This is a genomic window from Cupriavidus sp. F041, from assembly GCF_057814235.1.
In genome coordinates this window covers 259,437-279,958 of the sequence record NZ_JBVASY010000003.1, presented here as the reverse complement: position 1 = coordinate 279,958, position 20,522 = coordinate 259,437, and the positions used below count along the sequence as shown (strand labels likewise).

General features: G+C 63.2%; 19 protein-coding genes and 3 pseudogenes. 15 read left to right on the top strand and 7 right to left on the bottom strand.

Translation table 11 applies throughout. From position 1 onward, the window contains the following. Positions 1-138: 138 nt before the first annotated feature. Positions 139-1,005 (top strand): tripartite tricarboxylate transporter substrate binding protein, encoded by an 867-nt coding sequence (locus ACZY0R_RS39905; protein WP_488866918.1) that lies wholly within the window; start codon positions 139-141, stop codon positions 1,003-1,005. On the opposite strand, the pseudogene ACZY0R_RS39900 reads toward ACZY0R_RS39905, so the two are convergent. From ACZY0R_RS39900 to ACZY0R_RS39890, 3 genes and pseudogenes are all read right to left on the bottom strand, one after another. Then, a pseudogene (locus ACZY0R_RS39900) lies at positions 910-1,332 on the bottom strand (IS630 family transposase); the annotation flags it as partial. The gene ACZY0R_RS39905 and the pseudogene ACZY0R_RS39900 sit on opposite strands and share 96 nt — an antisense overlap. A gap of 371 nt (positions 1,333-1,703) precedes the next feature. Then, complete coding sequence (ltrA, locus tag ACZY0R_RS39895; RefSeq protein ID WP_488866916.1) at positions 1,704-3,323, bottom strand: group II intron reverse transcriptase/maturase; 1,620 nt, start codon at positions 3,321-3,323, stop codon at positions 1,704-1,706. 271 nt (positions 3,324-3,594) lie between these two features. Next, positions 3,595-4,011, bottom strand: coding sequence for a helix-turn-helix domain-containing protein (locus tag ACZY0R_RS39890; RefSeq protein WP_488858095.1), 417 nt, complete (start codon positions 4,009-4,011; stop codon positions 3,595-3,597). On the opposite strand from ACZY0R_RS39890, the gene ACZY0R_RS39885 reads away from it, so the two are divergent. Beyond that, positions 3,934-4,407, top strand: a complete 474-nt coding sequence (locus tag ACZY0R_RS39885) for a tripartite tricarboxylate transporter substrate-binding protein (protein ID WP_488867320.1) — start codon at positions 3,934-3,936, stop codon at positions 4,405-4,407. The two genes, ACZY0R_RS39890 and ACZY0R_RS39885, sit on opposite strands and share 78 nt — an antisense overlap. 640 nt (positions 4,408-5,047) lie before the next feature. Here the strand turns inward: ACZY0R_RS39885 and ACZY0R_RS39880 are convergent. Next, positions 5,048-5,595, bottom strand: a pseudogene (locus ACZY0R_RS39880) (ISL3 family transposase); the annotation flags it as partial. A gap of 96 nt (positions 5,596-5,691) precedes the next feature. On the opposite strand from ACZY0R_RS39880, the pseudogene ACZY0R_RS39875 reads away from it, so the two are divergent. The 3 genes and pseudogenes from ACZY0R_RS39875 to ACZY0R_RS39865 all read left to right on the top strand — a co-directional run bounded on the left by ACZY0R_RS39875 (position 5,692) and on the right by ACZY0R_RS39865 (position 9,056). Continuing rightward, positions 5,692-7,334: pseudogene (locus ACZY0R_RS39875) on the top strand (ISL3 family transposase). A gap of 333 nt (positions 7,335-7,667) precedes the next feature. Beyond that, entirely contained in the window at positions 7,668-8,750 is a 1,083-nt protein-coding gene (locus ACZY0R_RS39870; RefSeq protein ID WP_488866915.1) for an IS630 family transposase, read from the top strand. 12 nt (positions 8,751-8,762) lie between these two features. Next, a complete protein-coding gene (locus tag ACZY0R_RS39865) occupies positions 8,763-9,056 on the top strand; it encodes a hypothetical protein (protein WP_488866913.1) in 294 nt (97 codons plus the stop codon). A 220-nt stretch (positions 9,057-9,276) separates the two neighbouring features. Here ACZY0R_RS39865 and ACZY0R_RS39860 read toward each other — a convergent pair whose 3' ends face one another. Then, entirely contained in the window at positions 9,277-10,140 is an 864-nt protein-coding gene (locus ACZY0R_RS39860) for a hypothetical protein (protein ID WP_488866911.1), read from the bottom strand. Positions 10,141-10,527: 387 nt separating this feature from the next. On the opposite strand from ACZY0R_RS39860, the gene ACZY0R_RS39855 reads away from it, so the two are divergent. From ACZY0R_RS39855 to ACZY0R_RS39845, 3 genes are all read left to right on the top strand, one after another. Continuing rightward, positions 10,528-10,851 (top strand): hypothetical protein, encoded by a 324-nt coding sequence (locus ACZY0R_RS39855; RefSeq protein ID WP_488867318.1) that lies wholly within the window; start codon positions 10,528-10,530, stop codon positions 10,849-10,851. Positions 10,852-11,243: 392 nt separating this feature from the next. After that, complete coding sequence (locus ACZY0R_RS39850; RefSeq protein ID WP_488866909.1) at positions 11,244-11,477, top strand: NADPH-dependent FMN reductase; 234 nt, start codon at positions 11,244-11,246, stop codon at positions 11,475-11,477. Beyond that, a complete protein-coding gene (locus ACZY0R_RS39845) occupies positions 11,443-11,727 on the top strand; it encodes an NADPH-dependent FMN reductase (protein WP_488866908.1) in 285 nt (94 codons plus the stop codon). The genes ACZY0R_RS39850 and ACZY0R_RS39845 overlap by 35 nt, the downstream gene beginning before the upstream one ends. A gap of 91 nt (positions 11,728-11,818) precedes the next feature. Here ACZY0R_RS39845 and ACZY0R_RS39840 read toward each other — a convergent pair whose 3' ends face one another. Continuing rightward, a complete protein-coding gene (locus ACZY0R_RS39840; protein ID WP_488866906.1) occupies positions 11,819-12,307 on the bottom strand; it encodes a MarR family winged helix-turn-helix transcriptional regulator in 489 nt (162 codons plus the stop codon). 122 nt (positions 12,308-12,429) lie between these two features. Between ACZY0R_RS39840 and ACZY0R_RS39835 the strand changes: the two genes are divergently transcribed. From ACZY0R_RS39835 to ACZY0R_RS39805, 7 genes are all read left to right on the top strand, one after another. Then, positions 12,430-13,506, top strand: a complete 1,077-nt coding sequence (locus tag ACZY0R_RS39835) for a cupin domain-containing protein (protein WP_488866904.1) — start codon at positions 12,430-12,432, stop codon at positions 13,504-13,506. Between the two features lie 34 nt (positions 13,507-13,540). Further along, positions 13,541-14,407: a fumarylacetoacetate hydrolase family protein gene (locus ACZY0R_RS39830; protein ID WP_488866902.1), complete on the top strand. Its 867-nt coding sequence runs from the start codon at positions 13,541-13,543 to the stop codon at positions 14,405-14,407. 24 nt (positions 14,408-14,431) lie between these two features. After that, positions 14,432-15,643, top strand: a complete 1,212-nt coding sequence (locus ACZY0R_RS39825; protein ID WP_488866900.1) for an FAD-dependent monooxygenase — start codon at positions 14,432-14,434, stop codon at positions 15,641-15,643. 4 nt (positions 15,644-15,647) lie between these two features. Continuing rightward, a complete protein-coding gene (locus tag ACZY0R_RS39820; protein ID WP_488866898.1) occupies positions 15,648-16,997 on the top strand; it encodes an MFS transporter in 1,350 nt (449 codons plus the stop codon). Positions 16,998-17,123: 126 nt separating this feature from the next. After that, positions 17,124-18,119, top strand: coding sequence for a 3-keto-5-aminohexanoate cleavage protein (locus ACZY0R_RS39815; RefSeq protein ID WP_488866896.1), 996 nt, complete (start codon positions 17,124-17,126; stop codon positions 18,117-18,119). Next, on the top strand, positions 18,116-18,841 hold the full coding sequence (locus ACZY0R_RS39810; RefSeq protein WP_488866894.1) for a DUF6081 family protein: 726 nt from the start codon (positions 18,116-18,118) through the stop codon (positions 18,839-18,841). The genes ACZY0R_RS39815 and ACZY0R_RS39810 overlap by 4 nt, the downstream gene beginning before the upstream one ends. 40 nt (positions 18,842-18,881) lie before the next feature. Then, a complete protein-coding gene (locus ACZY0R_RS39805) occupies positions 18,882-19,874 on the top strand; it encodes a substrate-binding domain-containing protein (RefSeq protein ID WP_488866892.1) in 993 nt (330 codons plus the stop codon). A 17-nt stretch (positions 19,875-19,891) separates the two neighbouring features. On the opposite strand, the gene ACZY0R_RS39800 is transcribed toward ACZY0R_RS39805, so the two are convergent. After that, a complete protein-coding gene (locus ACZY0R_RS39800) occupies positions 19,892-20,419 on the bottom strand; it encodes a MarR family winged helix-turn-helix transcriptional regulator (RefSeq protein WP_488866890.1) in 528 nt (175 codons plus the stop codon). Positions 20,420-20,522 lie beyond the last annotated feature (103 nt).

Genomic DNA, 20,522 nt, shown 5'->3' with positions numbered 1-20,522 from the left:
AGTCTATGTTTCGGTGACTTGCACTTTCTTGGCTTCGGCGGGGAGGCAAACAAGCGCTGAACTCGACTAAGGCACGGACGAGCGATGCGAACGGCGCATCGATGACGCGTCCACCAATTCACACACGAGGAGACACCCATGGATCCCAAGTCCAATCCCATCGTTCATTCCCTGTCACGCCGTTCGGTGATGGCTCTTGCGGCCTTGATGCTGGCTGGTGCAGCCTTTCCGGCGGCAAGCCAGACCGCGCCGTGGCCGTCCAGGCCCATTCGCCTGGTGGTGGGTTTCGCCCCGGGCGGCGGGACGGACGTGATGGCGCGCGCGATCGGACAGTTGCTCACCGAAGCGCTGGGACAGAGCGTGATCGTCGACAACAAGCCTGGTGCCAGCGGCAACATGGCGGTTGGAGAAGTGGTCAGGGCGGCGCCCGACGGCTACACGTTTCTCATCGCGCCAACCTCGGTTGAAACGGCCAACCCCTATTTGTTCAAGTCCAATCTGCTGCCTTCTCGCGACCTCACTCCGGTGATGGCGATCGGACGCGCCCAGATGTATCTCGTTGCCCGCCCCACGCTGGAAGCCAAGGACGTAAAACAGTTCATCGCGTCGGCCAAGGCTCAACCCGGCAAGCTGACCATCGCGTCGTCCGGCACTGGTACGGCGCCCCATCTCGCTGCGGAGTTGTTCAACCAGAGCAACGGCACCTCCATTACGCACGTACCTTACAAAGGCTCCGCGCCCGCCCTGCAAGACGTGATGGCCGGTCAGGCCGACGTCGTCTTCGATCCCGGTATCGGCTTCCCGCATAAGCTTTCAACAAAAAGTGAATCTGTAGTCTGCCCCGAATCCCTGAAGGATTACATCGACATCAGCTTCAAGGGTTTTGGTGTCGCGGGCCTTGAAGGCCAGCCACTCGTATTTCATCTTGTGCCAGAGCTTCTCGATGCGATTGAGCTCCGGGCTGTACGGTGGCAGGAAATACAACGTCAAGCCTTTCGTTTGTAGCAGCCGGAGATAAGGCCGCAGTGCGCGGGCCGTGTGGACCGAAGCATTGTCGAGAATCACGGTCAGCGGCTTGCCGACGTGTTCGACCAGCAGGCCGAGAAATCCAGCGAACAGCATCGAGGTCATCGTCTCCCACAACTTCGCTGCAAACAGTTCTCCCGAGGACAGCAGTGCTCCGACCACGTTCAGACGCTTACCACGCCGGGCTTCAATCATGTGTTGCTCCCCGACAGGTGTCCACGCACTTCGATTCGGCTGCGCTTGCGCGAAGCCAACTTCGTCTACGTAGGCGAGTTCGATTTCGCCACGCTGGGCTTGCTGGACCAACTCCCCAATTTCGGATTGGGCTTGTCGGAACCGCTGTTCGTCCCGCTTTTTTTTAAGCTATGCCGGGTTCGCTTCCATACCAGCCCCGCCCGTTTGAGAATCCCTGTCAGCGTATTGCGGTCGGGTAGCAGCGACGCATTACTACGTCGCCGCCCCCTAAGAACCGGACGTGCGAGTCGCCCCGCATCCGGCTCAAGCCATTCGTTCAGCACCATTGTGTGGCACCGGGCAGACCAGCGGAACGTTTCGCGGTTCGACGGCGGGCAAAGTAGGCGGCCCATGCCGGGTCAAACGGATTGGCCAGTCCCCGGATTTTGACGTGTCGCTGGATCGCGACGGTCGTTGCGCGGAAGAGTTGCAGGCCGCAGGTGTCACCCTCGGTTGAACCCTCTGTTGCAAAATCCCAGGACCGGTATCCGTCGCGCCGGAAGTACCGTTGCCGGACCCATCGGGCTCCTTTCATGGGGGTGACGACGCTTCGCCCATCTCCAGAGCCGTTGCCAGATGTGGGAGTCGATTGAGGAGAAGATCGCTTTCGACACGACGTGACGGTGATACTGGGCCCATCCCCGGATCACAGGGTTGAGCTGTCGTATCAACGCCTCCTGCGTGGCGCTCGCGTTTTCCTTGATGATTCCCCTGACCTTGTCAAGCAGCGACTTGATGCTCTTGTTCGCTGGCTTGATCAGCAACTTGCCGTCGTACTTGCGCACGTTCTGGCCAAGGAAATCGAAACCCGCCGCTATGTTCGTGATCCGGGTTTTCTCTTCCGAGAGCTCCAGACCCCGAGCCGCCATGAACTGCCTGACTGCCGGAAGTACCCGGGATTCCAGCACATCTTTCGATACGCCAGTCACCACAAAGTCATCGGCATAGCGGACGACGTTGAGCTGCGCCTTTCTGCACTCAAGTGTGGATGTGCCCACACTTGCATGAACTGCTGCTTCAAGTCCGTCCAACGCCATATTCGCGATCACAGGCGAGATCACACCCCCTTGGGGTGTGCCCGCTTGTGACTCGAACAAGGTTCCTTCATCGATATATCCGGCTCGAAGCCACTTGCGCAGAACCTCCTTATCCATCGGTACGTTCTCCAGAAACCAGGAATGACTGAAGTTGTCGAAACAGCCCCGAATGTCACCCTCCAGAATCCATTCTGACGAGGCACGCTTGGCCAGAACGTTGAAGCACTGTTCGATGGCATCGGCGGTCGAGCGCTCGGGCCGAAAGCCGTAGGAATTGGCGTCTGCAAGGGTCTCCGCGACGGGTTCCAGAGCGAGCTTCCATAAGGCCTGCATCGCCCTGCACCGCATACACGGGATTCCTAACGGACGCTTCTTCCCATTACTCTTGGGAATGTAGACACGCCGCAACGGCATCGCACGATAGCCGCGATGTCGTAGCGACAGCATTCCGTTCCATCTGGCCGCCGGGGATGACCATATCTTGCCGTCCACCCCCGGCGTTCTCTTACCGCGATTCTCCGTCACACGCTTGACGGCGAGCATCTTGCCGCCATGCGAGCGGGTTAGCAGACGTTGCAATGCTTTCACCTTGCCCCATCGGCCTTCCTGAGCGGCCTTGGCGATACGCATCTGAAGTCGCTTCACCTCTGCTTCGATGTGCGACCAGTTTGCATGGTCCCACATCTGCGCAGCGCTCGAGAGTGCACCAGCGTCAGGAGCTTTCGCGTCCGTTGCCGTCATCTGCTTTCCCCCGTATAACGATTGTTCAAGGTTATCTCGCCATGAATGACCACGCGGAAGTCTGCCCGCTTTCGCGTCGGGCGATGTCTCAGCCCGTATCCCGTCCATTACAGCCGGGCGTTCGCTTTCTCCGCATTCCTTTACCCACCGCGCCAACAGCGTTCCTCGCGGTTCGCCTGCCGTTGCCGGCGCCGCGATGGGCTTACCCTGTTCCGCATGAATTTCCGAGCGGGGCGGACCCTTCCTCTTCGCCGGCGGCTTGTCGTCCATGGTGGCCCAGTTCACGAAGGCCACTCCACACCGCGTACCGTTTTGGTCCAAGCCTGTCAGCACGTTTGGCTTGTTGATTCTGACGACGTTTATCGGAAGTTCACATATGTTGATCGTACCCACTCATCCCTTGCTCCTCTCCGCCTCTGTGCTGGCAGATTCGGCCTTACCTCGCGGCTCGGCGTACCGGTTATCCGGCGGCTACGTTGTCCCCAGAGCTTCACACCGAGCTGTTACCGGCTCCGCATGCCCGGGTAGGGAACGGTTGATGGAACAACCGGTTTCATCAGGTAATACCTGCTCCAGTGAAACAGAAACTCAAGCGACTTTCAGGTCGCACATGAACTCGAATCCCGAACTTCTCTTCGAGTCGTGCCAGCAGTTCCGCGGCCGTCAGCGCCTCCTGCGTCGCCCACATCTTCAACTGCTCAACCTGCGCCGGCGACAGCTTCGACGGCGCACCGCTACGCGGCGCGTCCGACAGCCCTGCCATGCCTTTGTCCAACCAACGATAGCGCCTCTCGTACACCGCCTCCAACGTCAACTCCTGCCGCCTGGCTATCTCCTTGGCTGGCACGCCGTTGCTAAACATCAGAATCGTCCGAGACCTGTCTCGTGTTCTCCAATCACGGCGGCTTCTCGCCAGAACCTCAAGCTCGGTACGTTCTTCCTTCGTCAGTTCCAGCGGCTTCAATACGGCCATCGTCTATGTAGCGGTTCTTGTTCGGCCCGACAGTATAGAGATACTTCTTGTGAGGCGCTTATCAAGAGCGGCAAGGTCAAGTTGCTGGCTGTTGCCAGTGAAAGGAAGTCGTCCTTCTTCCCGGATGCGCCCACCTACGCGGAACTGGGCATTCGAAATGCGAGCCTGGACATCTGGTTCGGCGTCTGGGCGCCGAACAAGGTCCCGGCCGACACTACGGAGCGGTTCTCGGCCGCGTTGAAGAAGGCCCTGGCATCACCGACCCTCAAGCAGCGGTTCGGACAACTCGGTGCCGAACCGGCGGCGATGGACCGGACCGCATTCCGGGAATTGCTGGCCGACGAGAGCAAGAGGCTGTCGACCCTCATCAAGGACCGCAAGATCGTCGTCGAATAAGTGAGGCGATCTGGCGACACCCTTGGGAGCCATTTGCGGTTGCCAACTCAAACCATCCTTGGTTTGCAGGTGAGGTTTTTCCACATAATAAGGAGGGGATGAATGTAGTCGACCGAATCGCTTGAACCTTTCGAGGTTACCCCGCTTCGTTGGAAAGTCTTACATTTGAACTTTATGTCGATAGTTGGGTTCCTTTTGATGGCGTCGTGCGAGTTGTCCACGGGCGGGCGGCGGGGCGCTTGTGTCGCCCACGACGCCGCCCGGCGGTGGGCAACAGTTGAGGGAAGCCGTTAAAAAGCCCGGGACGGTCTTTGCCAGGGCCAAGACACACGTCACTGGCCAATCCATGGAAACTGCCGCTGGTGCCCGGGCTAGGCGACCGGCCAGCTTTGCCTCTCTGCAGTGAATATCAGGGGCTATCGCCGCACTAGGTGAGGCGAATAACGGGTCTTCCGCAATTTGTGTGACGACGGCGAACTCGCGCGGAGGACCTTGCCCTCGTCTCCCCCGCCCCACTACCACCATTCTTCTGCTTGTTGACAAACGTGGGCGAGCCCGCCAGCCTCGTCCTGGTCGTACGAGCTCACTCGCCTGCGATGGCGACCGGACTAGCGGGTCCAGCAGGACAAGGCAGGCCGGTTTAGCTTGGCTTCAATACCCGCAGCCGCAGAAGCTCAATGTTTGCGCGGCCATACATCTGGCGCTTGAGGAACTTGAGCCGGTTGACGTGACCCTCGGTCTGGCCATTGCTCCATGGCACCTTGAAGGCCGCCCACACAGCCGGTAAGTCGGCGCGCAGGCTCTGCGCGAACCTACGCATTTCCGCAGCGTCGCAGCGCGAAAGACGCTTCAACCATCGATCGAACTGCCGCGGACTTCGCCGGTGCATGAGCCCGAGAAACTCCCGCGCGAGGCTGCGGACCTCGCCCACCACGGGTTCGATCTTGCACAGCGCCTGCACGAAGCGCTCGTGGTCCGCGCTCCTGGGCTCCTCGACCGCGAGCTTCCTCCATCCGACAGCCATCCGAACACGCGCCTGGCCGACGGGCACGGCATCGTGCGCACGGGTGCCTGGAGAAGCGACTCCTTGCCCTACGGAAAGAGGAGGCGAACCACGCAATTCCGCACGGCGGCGCGGCTGCCCGTATAGCCTCGCTGCTTGAGTTCTTGCCAGATCAGTTCAGGAAACGTAGAACGAAGCAATTCTGGGTCTTCCGCACTTTGTGTGACGGCCGCGTCGAGGGCTTGATTTCGGGCCGATCTGGCCCCACGTTGATCGTTACCATGAGCCAAGTTCTCGATGGGATCGATCGTATTCTCGCCCGTGTGGGTAAGCGCGTCGTCTCCAGCGACGCGCGAGGGGAGACCATCACTGTCGAAGCCTGCAGTACGGTTCGCGCGGCAGCTTGTCCTGCCTGCCATCGTTGGAGTAACCGACGCCACGGCAGCTATGTGCGCAAGCTGGAAGAACGTCCGATGCTCGAGCAACGGGTCGTTCTCGCCGTTGAGGTGCGTCGCTTCAAGTGTCCAAACGCCGGTTGCCCGCGTCGTACGTTTGCCGAGAGTATCCACGCCTTGGCCGGTCGGCATCAACGTCGTACGCGATCGCAGGCTCGGGCGTTGCACGCGCTGGGCCATGCCCTCGGTGGTGAGGCGGCCGCCCGGCTTGCCAACGCCTTGGGCTTGCGCACCAGTGCCGACACCGTGCTGCGGGAGTCGCGTAGAGCTCCTGGGCGCAAGCGCAAACCACGACCGCGGGTCGTCGGCATCGATGACTGGGCGATCGCGCGCGGTCACCAGTACGGAACGATCATCGTCGACCTGGAGCGACGTGAGCCGATCGAAGTGTTCGCCGGCAGGGAAGCAACTGCGGTGGCCGCGTGGATGCGTGCGCACCCATCGATCGAGATCGTCGCCAGGGACCGGGCCGGGGCCTACTCCGAGGCGGTCGACATCGCGCTGCCGGCAGCCACGCAAGTCTCCGATCGCTGGCATCTGCTGTGCAACCTGCGCGACAACGTCGAGAGGCTGCTGTACCGACTCGGACCGCAACTGCGCCAAGCCGCGCAGCAAGTCGAAGTCGGTGGCGTGACCCTGGGCCGGCAGCGGGTGCTGAGCCGCAACTCACTGTGGTCATGGCAGCGCCTGAACGATCAGCGACGCGCCACGCGGCTGGCGCTGTACGAGCGGGTGATGGCGCTACGTGCCCAGGGCGGCACGATGAAAGGAATTGCGCGCGAGCTCTCAATTGACCAACGAACCGTGCGCAACTTCGTCACCGCGGAGGCATTCCCCGAGCGCGCACCCAGGGCGCGGAGTCCGACGCCGTTGGATCCCTATCTCAGCTATATCGAGGAACGAATCGCGCAGGGCTGTTGCTTTCCTGAACTGATCTGGCACGAACTCAAGCAGCGAGGCTATACGGGCAGCCGCGCCGCCGTGCGGAATTGCGTGGTTCGCCTCCTCTTTCCGCAGGGCAAGGAGTCGCTTCTCCAGGCACCCGTGCGCACGATGCCGTGCCCGTCGGCCAGGCGCGTGTTCGGATGGCTGTCGGATGGAGGAAGCTCGCGGTCGAGGAGCCCAGGAGCGCGGACCACGAGCGCTTCGTGCAGGCGCTGTGCAAGATCGAACCCGTGGTGGGCGACGTCCGCAGCCTCGCGCGGGAGTTTCTCGGGCTCATGCACCGGCGAAGTCCGCGGCAGTTCGATCGATGGTTGAAGCGTCTTTCGCGCTGCGACGCTGCGGAAATGCGTAGGTTCGCGCAGAGCCTGCGCGCCGACTTACCGGCTGTGCGGGCGGCCTTCAAGGTGCCATGGAGCAATGGCCAGACCGAGGGTCACGTCAACCGGCTCAAGTTCCTCAAGCGCCAGATGTATGGCCGCGCAAACATTGAGCTTCTGCGGCTGCGGGTATTGAAGCCAAGCTAAACCGGCCTGCCTTGTCCTGCTGGACCCGCTAGTCCGGTCGCCATCGCAGGCAAGTGAGCTCGTACGACCAGGACGAGGCTGGCGGGCTCGCCCACGTTTGTCAACAAGCAGAAGAATGGTGGTAGTGGGGCGGGGGAGACGACGGTAAGGTCCTCCACGCGAGTTCGCCGTCGTCACACAAATTGCGGAAGACCCAACTTTCCTTTGGTCTACGACTGCGGCGGCTGTCGTTTCTGCGATAACGTAAACTGGCCTGCCTTGTCCTGCTGGACCAGCTAGTACAACATCCCGCAAATAGGTTGAATAATTAATTGCCTCGGATATCATGGCGGGATGAGTCGAGGCCGCCATGCAACGCCAGTGAAGCTGGCGAAAAAAGAAAGACAGGAACTGCTATCGCTAATCGAACGCAAGACGGCTGCACAGCGAGATGTGATGCGGGCGCGAATCGCGTTGTGGGCCCACGAGGGCCACAGCAATACGGTCATTGCGCAGGAACTGGGCGTGTCGGTGCAAACGGTCTGCCTGTGGCGCAAGCGGATTGCCCAGCAAGGTGCCCAAGGCATTCGCGAGGGCGAGCGCAGTGGCCGTCCGCCACGCATCATGCACGAGGAGCGGCTACAGGTAATCGCGCTGGCGTGTGAAACGCAGGAACCTGAGGGACGGGTCACGCCCACGCTCGACGAGATTGTGGCGCGCGCCGTGGAGCGCGGCGTCGTCGGGCAGATCAGCCGCTGCCAGGTGCAGCGCATTCTGCAGGCCGGCGACGTGCGTCCGCACCGGGTCCAGCAATGGCTACACAGCCCAGATCCGGCCTTTCGCGAGAAGGTCAACGGAATTTGCAAGCTGTACCGTAAGGCGCCTCGAAATGCGGTAGTGCTCAGTATTGACGAGAAGACAGGCATTCAGGCCATCGAGCGCAAGTACCCGGGACGCGCGCCCGCGCCGGGGCGGCTGCGTCGCCGTGAGTTTGAATATATTCGTCACGGCACCCAGGCGGTGATTGCCGCGTTAGACGTGCATACCGGACAGGTGCTGGCAGAATGCCGCGAGCGGCGCACCCAGGACGATCTGGTGGCCTTCATGGAGCGCGTGGCAAGCGCGTACCCAGACAAACAGGTGCACGTCGTCTGGGACAACCTGAACACGCATCGCGCCCACGCGGTCTGGCAGGCGTTCAACGCGCGGCACGATGGACGGTTTCACTTCCACTTCACGCCATTGCACACGAGTTGGGTCAATCAGATCGAACTCTGGTTTGCCCGCTACACGCCGCGGGTGCTGCGCCATGCGAGCCACACCAGCACCGCGCACCTGCGCGAGCGCACCGAGCAGTTTGTCAGCGCGCACAATCAGGCGGCACGCCCATTCAAATGGACTTTCCGGGGCTATCCGCTGCAAACCGGCGCATCGTAATCGAGGATCGACATGCCAGCTTTGCCCGCCAAACATTACGCTGCCGAATTGCAGCGGCAACTACGCACCCTGCTCGGCCACGAGCAAATCGTCACGCAGGCCTACGGGCGTTATCTGCTGATCAAACGTATGGACGACGAGGAGCCGACAGTGGTGGCTTGGCTGACCGAGCTCAGCTGCAATCGTTATGGCGCCGCCTTTCGTACCCATAGTGGGCGTTGGGAACCTCTGCCCGGCACCGGCACACTTGACGAGATGGTTAAAGGTGATCGTCACCCTACTGGAGCCATATTTGCAGCCCGATAATTATTAAACCTATTTGCGGAATGTTGTACTAGTCCGGTCGCCATCGCAGGCGAGTGAGCTCGTGCGGCCAGGACGAGACTGGCGGGCTCGCCCACGTTTGTCAACAAGCAGAAGAATGGTGGTAATGGGGCGGGGGAGACGACGGCAAGGTCCTCCACGCGAGTTCGCCGTCGTCACACAAATTGCGGAAGACCCAACTTTCCTTTGGTCTACGGCTGTCCTATTCAATTTCCACCACATCTACCATTTGCTGCTGATTCCTGTAGCGGACTTCCTGACGCATGACGAATCGCCGGGCGGGACAATACCAGTCGGTCATGTCGAGCACCGTCGGCTCCAGTTCGATATCAGTATCGACCAACCGAAAGCTGCCTGGATCAACGAACTTGGTATATCGGATGGGCCAGCAGAGGAGTGTGCCGGTGGCAAGTTGCAAACGCTGCAGTGGCCCCACCGTCCGCTCGGACAAGGTCAGGCGGACATTTGAACCGAAGAAATCGGAGACCTTGGTGCCGGTGCGGCGATCCACGATACGAAAGTCGTAGCGGGACACAAACGTTTCCGCAGGGAGTACCTGGCCCTCGACCAGCGTCGGCGGGTAGAGCAGCAGTCCGTTCGAGTTGGTACTCATTTCCCCGTCCAGATCGGTGTACTGGCCGTGGGCCTGAACACGTGCGTTCAGACTGCGTACGATCGGTTGTCCTGAGCGCTCATCAATCACGAGCCGGTGACGCTGCACTGTCTCGACGGGCGGCCCCATCAAGCGCCGGAGGGCAGACTTGGAGTAGATATCCAGATCGAGCGAACAAATGTCGCGCTCGAGGTCGTTGACGTTCCTGAAGAAGGCTATCGTCGTCATCGGCGTCAGTCCATCCGCTTCGAAACGGATCTGCCCGCCCTCATGAACATAGGGCGCGTCGCATATTTGTCCGGCGTACACGCGGTGACACGCGATCCCTAGCAGACCACTTGCGGCGAGCCAGGCCGCCGCAAGTGATCGCCAGAGCGGCTTGCACCGGCGTGCCGGCCATCCCGGTATATGAGCGATCCTGCCGTAGGGTCTTGGGTCATGAGTCAATTTCATATGGATAGCCCTGCAACACGTGGCAGCGTGCTCCAATCCGGCGGCGCGGCCTGCTGATGACTGGCCCAGTGTAGTCGCAATCGGCGAAGTGAAACAGGTGCGTGGGCTCGGAGAGCAGCGATGCCTGCAGACGACGGCAGAGCCGCTTGTAAGCCCTGGAGCGCCAGCATTGTTGAGCACTAATGCGGAGAGCCTTGTTCGGGCTCGTGAAACATGGAGTTTCTTGTATCAGGGCTACTTTATCACGAGCAATTCCCCTAAACTCGGCTAGAGTACCAGCGTCATCCAGCGGGTGGCAGGCATAGAACGCTCGCGAAGATCTAATGCCGGCTGCCGGCATCCGCAAACTTCTGTGACGCAATGCGTCTCGATTTCACGAGGACCACGATGTTGAGCAAAATTCTGAAGACAGTCCTGGTAGCTTCGGTTGCCGCGGCAGGTGTAGTTTCGCCAGCCTTCGCCCAGTCGAACAAGTCGGATGGCAACAGCGTTCATACCAATGGCGGTCGCTCAGGCGCGGCAGACCCCTACACCGACGGTGCAAAGTCGGGCAAGTTCGACCCCTATACCGATGGCGCAAAGCAATCGACAAAGAGCAACCTGAAGCCGGGTGAAAGTGCGGCCAAGGCTGGCGATCCGCGTAGCCCGTATACGGATGGCGCCAAGACTGGTAAGGCGGACCCATACACGGACGGTGCAAAGAAGCCGTGAGAGGCGACCGCGCAGGTTGCACGGTGTAGTGAAAGATGTTTGATGGCAACCAGGTTCCATACACCGGTTGCCATTTTTATTTCCGGGAACAAACGATGTCGCAACGGTGCTGGCCCTGGCAAGTCCGCCCGCCGAACCCGGCATCGGGCCGGCGTTTTCCGGCCATTCAGGCACCGTGTCAGAGTATGAAAAGCGCTGCCTGAGCACTTCTGCCAGCGGAACGAACAGCAGCGGCACAAGAGCCGGCGTGATGGTTGGCTGCGGGGCGTCAATAGTAGGCGTGGGGCAGTGCGGATCGCGAAACGCAATGCCCATGTCGCTGCCGCCCTGCACATGCCCGCGCGACGGGCAGCCAGCAGACACCGAGATTGAAATAGCCAGAGGAACACCACATGATCAGAATCCTGGGAATTTCGGGCAGCCTGCGTGCGCGATCGTACAACACTGCGTTGCTGCGGGCGGCGCAGGACGACGCTGACGCGCAGGTCCGCCTCGATATCGCCACCCTGCATGGCATTCCCCTTTACGACGCAGACCTGGAGGCGCGTAAAGGGGCTGCCCGCCGCCGTGGTGGCGTTACGCGAACAGGTCATGGCGAACGATGGCCTGATGCTGGCCACGCCTGAATACAACGACGGCATCCTCGGTGTCTTCAAGAACGCCATCGACTGGCTCTCGCGACCGGCCAGCGATATTCTCGCAGTCTTCGGCGATCGCCCGGTAGCAGTCCTCGGGGCGTCCGCCGGGGGCTTTGGCACCGTGCTGGCACAGAACGACTGGCTGCCGGTGCTCAAGACACTGGGCACGCGGCACTATAGCGGCAGCAGGCTGGCTGCTGGTTGCGCGCGCGGGCCAGGTGTTCGAGGCGCAGGGTGAACTCACGGATGCCGGCACGCGTACGCGGCTCAAGGAATTCGTTGCTGGCTTCGCTGCGTTCGTGGAGGGTCCGCGCGCGTGCTGAGCGTGCTCAGGCAACGCGCGCGGGCGGCGGCGACACCGGCACCCGGCTGGTCTCGTTGTTGGCCGCCACTACGCGTTGCAGCATGGCAACGAACAGTGCCCGCTCTGCCGGGTCCAAACCGGCCAACGTGCGGGTCTGGGCGCGCTCCGTGCCCGGGTAGATGTCCTGCAGCAGCGCCGCACCGGTTGCCGTCAGCGATAGCAGCTTGGTACGCCGATCGGCGATGCCCGGCGAGCGCGAGATCAGTCCCTTTCCCTCCAGCCTCTCCACCACACCGGCAATTGTGGTGCGGTCAAAGCCGATAGCATTGGCCAGCCTGAGCTGGTCGATGCCCGGATAGGCGCGCACTGCCGACAGCGCGGCGTATTGCACGGGCGTCGTATCGAAGCCATCGGTCTCTTCGTGAAAGACCGAGGTGGCAATCTGGTGCAGCCGCCGGATGAGATGGCCCGGCTTGTTGTAGATCAGTTCGTCGAGATTGGATTCGTCCATCATTCTATTTCGCGGATCGGTCCGACAGGTGGGATCGACCCTACCCTGACGTTTACCCCAGTGGATATGTGAAGCACGCTGATTATCATACACACATTGATTCGATGTCGAATGATTCGATAAAAATGATAAATCAGACCATCACCTCAAACACTCAGGACCGGCATGCCCGCGAGACTGCCTCGTTGCCCGAGGATTTCCGCGCAGCGCTGCGCGATCACGCACTGGCTCCGTTGTGGGACTTCCTCAAGGCTGCCCTGCCGCACGGCCGCCCCGCGGGCGTCACGCGTCCGCACCGCTGGCGCTATGCCGATGTGCGTCCGCTGCTGCTGGAAGCCGGGCGCCTGGTGCCGGTTGCGCAGGCCGAGCGCCGCGTGATCGTGCTGAGCGATCCTGGGCGCGGTCCCAATGCGATGTCGGCGACGGGCACGCTCTACGCGGGCATCCAGTTGCTCCTGCCCGGTGAGACCGCCCCCACGCATCGCCATTCGCCGAGCGCGGCGCGCATCGTCATCGAAGGCCGCGGCGGCTTCACCGTCGTCAACGGGCAGCGATGCGATATGGAGCGGGGCGACCTCATCCTCACGCCGGGCGGGCAGTGGCACGACCACGGCCATGACGGCGAAGGTCCGGTGACCTGGCTCGATGTGCTGGACCTGCCGGTGTTCACCGCGGCGGAATCCGCTTATGCCGAAGGTGGCCATGATGGCTGCAATGTCGAAGAGCCGCTGATGACGCTGACGTCAGAACTGCTGCGCCAGGGCTTGCGGCCACCGCAAGGCTGGCGCAGGGAGAATCCCTACCCGATGCTGCGCTATCCGTGGCAGACCGCCAGGGTTGCGCTGGAGCGGCTGGCCGAGGGGACGGGTCAAGCTTGCGCGGAGCTGGCCTATGTCAACCCGGAGACCGGGCAGGACTGCCTGCCAATCCTTGGTTTTACGGCGATGATGATCGGCCCTGGCCAGCACTGGCAGGCAGTGCCCACGTCAGCCAGTTCGGTGTTTCACGTTGTCGAGGGCAGCGGCGAGAGTCGGGTCGACGATCACGTGTTTGACTGGAGCGCGGGCGACACCTTCAGCGCCACCACGTTCGCTCGCGTCTCGCACCGTGTCACGCCCGGGCAGCCTGCATTCCTGATTCGCGTTGACGACGCGCCCCTGCAGAAGAAGCTGGGCTTCTTCCAGGCACGCCAGCTCGCCTGAACAACACCGATCAATCCTTCAAACTGCCTGCACCATGCGATTTTGCCGATTCCAGGATGATCGGGGCGAGCGCCTCGGCATCGTCGAGGACCACTTCGTAGCGGATATCTCACCCGCCCTGGAGATGCTGCCCTCATACCGCTGGCCCTTCCCCCAAGGCGACTCGCTCATTGCGCACCTGCCGCTCATTCGCGAGCACGCGCCGCGCCTGCTGGATGCGGCACCGCGCTGCGCCTTGTCCGGCGTGCGCCTGCTTAGCCCGGTGGCCAATCCGTCCAAGCTGGCCGCGGCGCCGGTCAACTATCTCAGCCACCTGGCCGAGGCACAGGCCGATCCCGCGACCTTCCATGCGCACCAGTTGCAGCGCATCCAGGAGGTGGGGCTGTTCCTCAAGGCATCGAGTTCGCTCGCCGGCCCCGGCGAGGGCGTGGCGCTGCGCCACACCGACCGCCGCAACGACCACGAACTGGAGCTGGCGGTGGTCATCGGCCGCACCGCGGATCGTGTTTCGGTGGACAGTGCAATGGACTACGTTGCCGGCTATGCCATCGGGCTGGACATGACCGTGCGCGGCCCGCAGGAGCGCTCGCTGCGCAAATCGATTGACAGCTATTCGGTGCTCGGCCCGTGGCTTGTCACCGCCGACGAGATCGCCGACCCGGCAAACCTGGAGCTGGAACTGCGCGTCAACGGCGAGCTGCGCCAGCGTGCCAACACGCGTGACCTGGTGGTCGGCGTTCCGCAGCTGATTGCCTGGGCATCGTCCTACTACACCCTGCATCCCGGCGACGTCATCTACACAGGCACCCCGGACGGCGTGGGGCCGGTGGTGCCTGGTGACCTGATCGAGGCCAGCATCGAAGGCATCGGCGCCATGCGTGTCCCGGTACGCGCCGCCTGAGTTCACCGCACACGGATATCCTTCATGAACGATAGCAACAAGATCCAGACTTTGATTGTGGGGGGCGGCATCGGCGGCCTCGCCACGGCGCTAGCCCTGGCCCAGTCCGGCCGCACGGTGCACGTGCTCGAGCGTGCGCCGCAGTTCAGCGAGGTTGGCGCCGGCCTGCAGCTGGCGCCCAACGCATCGCGCATGCTCGAGCGTCTGGGTGTGCTCGATGCGGTCTGGCAAAGCGCGGTGTTTCCGCGCCAGCTGATGTGGATGGACGCGATGAGCGGCCGCCGGCTGACCGCGCTGGACCTTGGCGCCAACTTCCGGCAGGCATACGGCTATCCCTACCTGGTGATGCACCGCAGCGACCTGCTCGCCGCGCTGCTGGCCGCGTGCCGGCGCGACGCCCGCATCACGCTGGAAACCAGCCGCGACGTGGTGGCGGTGCAGGATCTTGGCGACGGCGCCGAGGTCCGATGTGCCGACGGCTCGGTTTATCGTTGCCAGGCGCTGATCGGAGCGGACGGGCTGCACTCCACCGTGCGCAGCATGATTGCGGACGACGGCGCACCGGTGTGCTCGGAATATGTGGCCTACCGTGGCACCCTGCCGTTGGAGAACATGCCCGAGCATGCCGGGCTGGACAATGTGGTGATGTGGACCGGCCATGACATGCATCTTGTCCAGTATCCGGTACGCCGCGGGGAACTCTATAACCAGGTGGCAGTGTTCCGCAGCTACCGCTTCGATCCGTCCACAGACGACTGGGGCACGGTTGACGAGCTGGAGGCGCGCTTCGCCAATGCCTGCGCACCCGTGCGTGGCGCGATCAGCCTGATCCACACGAACCGGCGCTGGCCCATGTATGACCGCCATCCCATCGCCGACTGGACGCGCAACCACATCGCCCTGCTGGGCGATGCCGCTCACCCGATGCTGCAATACCTCGCGCAGGGCGCGGCCCAGGCTATCGAGGATGCGGGCACGCTGGCCGATGCGCTGAGCCGTCACGCCCGCGACGTGCCGGGCGGACTGCTGGCCTACCAGGAGGCCAGGCGGCTGCACACCGCGCGCGTGCAGCTGACGGCGCGATGGTTCGGCGACTTCATCCACCTGGGCCATATGGGGGCCGAGGTGCGCAATGCGCTGCTGTCGGCGCGGGCAGACGACAGTTTCGCCCCGGTGGACTGGCTGTATGCGCCCCGCGCGGTCGCCACCGACGCAGCCATGGCGGGGAGGGTCTGAGCCCATGACCGCGATGAACGAGACGCTCGCCGCACCGCAGCCCGCCGTCGCCGCAGTCGGCGCGATGCTGCGCAGCAGGCCGATGTCACGCTATCAGCAGATAGTGATCGGCATCTGCATCGCCATCAACGTGCTGGACGGCTTCGACGCCCTCGCATCCGCCTTCACCGCGCCTGCGGTAGCGGCGCAGTGGCAACTGCCGGCAGCATTGCTGGGCATGCTGCTGAGCGCCAGTGTGGCGGGCATGGCGCTCGGCTCGGTCCTGATCGCTCCATTGGGCGACAAGCTGGGCCGCCGTCCCATCGTGCTTGGATGCCTTGGCATGATCAGCGCCGCCATGCTTGCCTCGGCATTTGTGGCCAACGCCTGGCAGCTTGCCGGCCTGCGCCTGGTGACAGGTCTGGGCGTGGGCGGCATCATCGCCGGCATCAATACGCTGGTTGCGGAGTATGCATCGAACCGGCGCCAGGACCTGGCGCTGAGCATGACGACCGTTGGCTATGCCGTGGGCGCCATCTGCGGCGGCGCGGCTTCCGGGCTGCTGGTTGGCAGCTACGGCTGGCGCTCCGTGTTCCTCGTGGGCGGCCTGCTTTCGGTGTTGATGGTGCCGGTAGCGTTCGCCTGGCTGCCCGAATCACTTGACTTCCTTGCCGGCAAGCGGCCGGGCAATGCGCTGGCACGGTTGAACCGGGTACTGCGCAAGGCTGGCGCGGAGCCGCTGCAGATGCTGCCGCCGCACGGGGAGCAGGTCCGGCAGGGCTCGGCGTGGCGCGCGCTGTTTCACCCGGACTTCCGTCGGCTGACCTTGCTGGCCTGCGCCTGCTACCTGCTGGTCATGCTCACGAACTACTTCTTGCTGAGCTGGATGCCGAAGCTGCTGGTGGACATGGGCATGAGCATGGAGCAGGGCATTTCCGGGGCCGTCATCATGAACCTGTCGGGGGTTGTCGGCGGCATTGCCCTGGGCTGGTCGGCCGGCCGCTACGGGCTCAGGGCGATGTCAGTGATCTACCTCTGCCTGTGCTTCCTGTCGGTTGCCTGGTTTGGTTCGCTGTCGGCGGCAGCCGGCCACGTGCTGACCGTGAGCGCGGTGATCGGATTCCTCATCACCGGTGCCGTGGCCTGCCTGAACGCGCTCTCGACCCGGGTCTTCCCGCCGGAAGTGCGCGCCACGGGCACCGGGCTGGCGCTGGGCTTTGGCCGCCTGGGTGGCACAGTCGGCCCCTGGCTGGCGGGGGTGCTGATTCAGGCGGGCTGGTCGCGCACGCAGTTTTCGATCGTGCTGGCAACGCCGCTGCTGGCCGCGGCCGTGCTTTTCGCGCTGGTCCTGGCGAAGGAGCGCGGTACGGCCTGAGCCGCCTGATTCTTGCAGTTGCGGTATCAAAATTAGTCGATATCAAATTTTCCGACGTAGAAGTTTTATTGGTTCTGCCGCAGGGCCGGAGAGCCAACCCATCAGCCAACAAAAAAGAGGTGAGCTATGCAGGAAGGAATCTCGTTGTGGGAAGCCGCGAAGCGCGAAATGGACGACTACCAGTTCGTTGCCGGGGCCGAGCTTCAGCCGAAGTGGGACGTGCCGTCCGAGATCGCCATCAATGTTGCCGTGTCGGGCCGCTTCAGCGACAGCCAGGAAGAGGGCCATCCGACCTCCATTGAAGCCTATGTCGATGCCGCCTCCGAGGTCATCGAGGCTGGCGCTTGCGGCGTGCATATCGATTTCTCGATGGTTACCGACCACCGGGGGCGCCGCCTGGACCGCGACGTGCCGCCGGTGGAAGCGTACGCCGCAGTGCTGCGCCCGCTGCGCGACCGCTTTGGCCATGAGTTCGTCGCCAACCTGAACGTGCTCAACGGCAGCACGTTCGATATCTGCATGAGCCCCGCCCGGGCCGGGCTGGCGGAAGTCGCGCCGTGCGCCGCGGGGCACCCGGATGCTTTCATGGTGCCGGCGGTGCGCACGCTGGAGCAGTACGACGTCAAGCCGGAAATCGTGATCCACAGTTCCGGCGAGATCGAGCTGGCCAAGCGCAAGCTGATCGATACCGGCATCCTGAAAGGTCCTTACAACTGGATCATTCTGTATGGGCTGCCGTTCAACGTCGGCCGTACGCTGATCTCGGGTACCTGGGCCAGCAATGCGCAGGACATGGCGCGCCATATGTTCATGATGGTCGACCAGATCCGCCAGATCGATCCCGCTTCGGTCATCACCGTTTGCGCGGCGGGCCGGTCCACACTCTACATGACCACGCTGGCCACCATGATGGGCCTGAACATCCGCGTCGGCACCGAAGACACGCCGTGGAAATACCCCAACAGCGATGTCCGTCTGCGTGACAACCTGGAGATGTTCCGCATGGCACGCGACATTGCCGAGCTTCATGGCCGCCGCACCGCCAGCGCGGACACCTATCGCCGCATGATCGGCAAGCCCGCCCGTGTAGGCGTTGCAGCCGCCGCACAGGTGCCTGCATGACGCCCCACCCGCTGGACGGCTTCTGGACCGGCTCGCCGGACCCGGCAGTGTGGCAGGTGCTGGAGATGCCCATGCCGGACGGCGGCAAGTGGCGCTACGAGGAGCCCGGCGCGCGCGTGCGGGCCGAAAGTGGTGTTCTGGAAATACAGGTGGACAGGTTCACGCGGCAGCACGCACGCATACCGATGTTCGACAACCCCAAGCATTTCCTGGCCATGCGCGAGCCTCTGACCATCGCCGAAGGCGGCGTGCTCACCATCGGCTGCGAGATGGCGTGCGAGAACCGCAACGGCAACCCGGACGACCTGTTCGATGGCTTTGCGGGCTTCAATGTGTGCGACCTCGCCAAGGGCATGGTGTTTGACTTCATTATCTCCGGCACGCGGATCGGCGTGGTGCATGAGCGGCTGCCAATCCCCGGTGTGACGCCAGCTGGCGGCGACTGGCTGCACGTGGTGCAGTCGCCCCTGCTGGCGCAGAACCACCCGGGAGAGTTCCACCGCTACGAGATCACCATCGACCGCCCGGCACGCACCTGTACATGGCATGTGGATGGCAGGCGCATGTATGCCGTGCGCGATAGCGCGGTGGATATCGGCAGCGTGGTGGTGGCGCTTGGGCTGTTCACGCTGAAGCCTGCCGTGGCAGGCATGGGCAGCGTGTCAAACCACGGTCAAGGCGCAAGCGGGCGCTGGCGCAATCTCTGGGCCCGCTTCGCGTGAGCGGCAGGCGGAATGGAACCTGTGCGAAGGTAAATCTGATATGAGCAAGCTGAACCTGTCGCTGGCAATGGGCGACTACGACCGCACGCGGGCACTGCTGGACGGGCGGGTACCGATCGATGGTGTCGACCCGGTCTTCCTCGCGCTGGATCCGGAAGAGATCTTCTTTCGCGCGTTCCGGCACGCCGAATTCGATGTCTGCGAGCTGTCATTGAGCAGCTTTACCGTCAAGACGGCGCGCGAATCCTGTCCTTATGTCGGCGTGCCCGTGTTCCTGTCGCGCGCCTTCCGGCACACCGCCATCTACATCCGTACCGACCGCGGCATCCGCGAGCCGGCCGACCTGCGCGGCAAGCGCGTGGGCGTGCCGGAGTACCAGCTGACCGCATGCGTCTGGGTGCGCGCGATGCTCGTAGAGGATTATGGCGTGCGGCCGTCGGAACTGCAGTGGATACGTGGCGGGCAGGAGCAGCCGGGCCGGGTCGAGAAGATCGAGCTCGCGCTGCCTGCCGATGTGCGCCTGGAGAGCGCGCCTGACGGCGCTACGCTCAACGCGATGCTGGCGGCGGGCGAGATCGATGCCCTGATCGCGCCGCGCCCGCCTTCATGCTGGGTGCAGGGCCATCCCGGTGTGGGCAGGCTGTTCTCCGAGCCGGTGCAGGCCGCCAGCGACTACTTCCGGCGCACCGGCATCTTTCCCATCATGCACCTGCTGGGCGTGCGGCGCGAGCTGGTGCACGCGCATCCCTGGCTGCCGGGCACATTGCTCAAGGCCTTCGAGCGTGCCAAGGCGGTGGCGATGACATCGCTGGCCGAGATCGCCGCATCCGCCATCACCCTGCCGCTCGCGCAGGAGACCATGCAGGCCATGCAGGGCCTGATGGGGCACGACTACTGGAGCTACGGCGCGGCGCAGAACCTGCATACGCTCGACGCATTCCTGCAGTACCACCATGCGCAGGGGCTGTCGCCACGCCGGGTGCGGGTCGAGGAACTGCTGCACCCTTCGACCCTGGAGGTGCATCGGGTATGACGCGCGCGCCGGGCGTTTCAGTCGTTCACTTCGCTGAGGCTTGGGGCTGCCGTGAGCAGGTTTTCCTCGATGTGCACCATGACCTTCAGGAAGCTCTTGAGCTCGCGTTCGGAGACACCGTCGACGGCATGCTGCAGCAGCGCCGTGATCGCGGGCATCAGCCGTTCGACCAGGGCGCGGCCCTGGTCGGTGATGAACACAAAGCTGCGCCGCCGGTCCTCAGTGTCGCGCACGCGCTTGACCAGGCCCTGCTTTTCCATGCTGTCGAGCGCGGGCACGGAGGTGGTGGCGGCCAGCCCGACGCGGCGGCTGAGCTCCAGTTGCGTCAGCCCGTTCTGCTCCGACAGCACGCGCAGGTAGTACCAATGTCCCACCGAAGCGCCTTCGTCGGTCATCAGGGCTTGCAGGTGGCTGGTGAACAGCCGGTGCATGTCGCGCACATGCCAGGCGATGCTGCGGCCTCCTACGTCGAACACCGGAGGGTGGACTTCGGTAGGCTCCGGCTTGCCGGATTTCGTGGTGGGCTTGGTTCGGCTGGTGGCCACGTTTACATTCTCCGCTTTGTCAGGCGAGGGGAGTTTACCACCGTCCGCCGGCAAGGCCAGGGAAGCAAATCATCCGTTGTCGAACCATATCGGTTCGACTCCG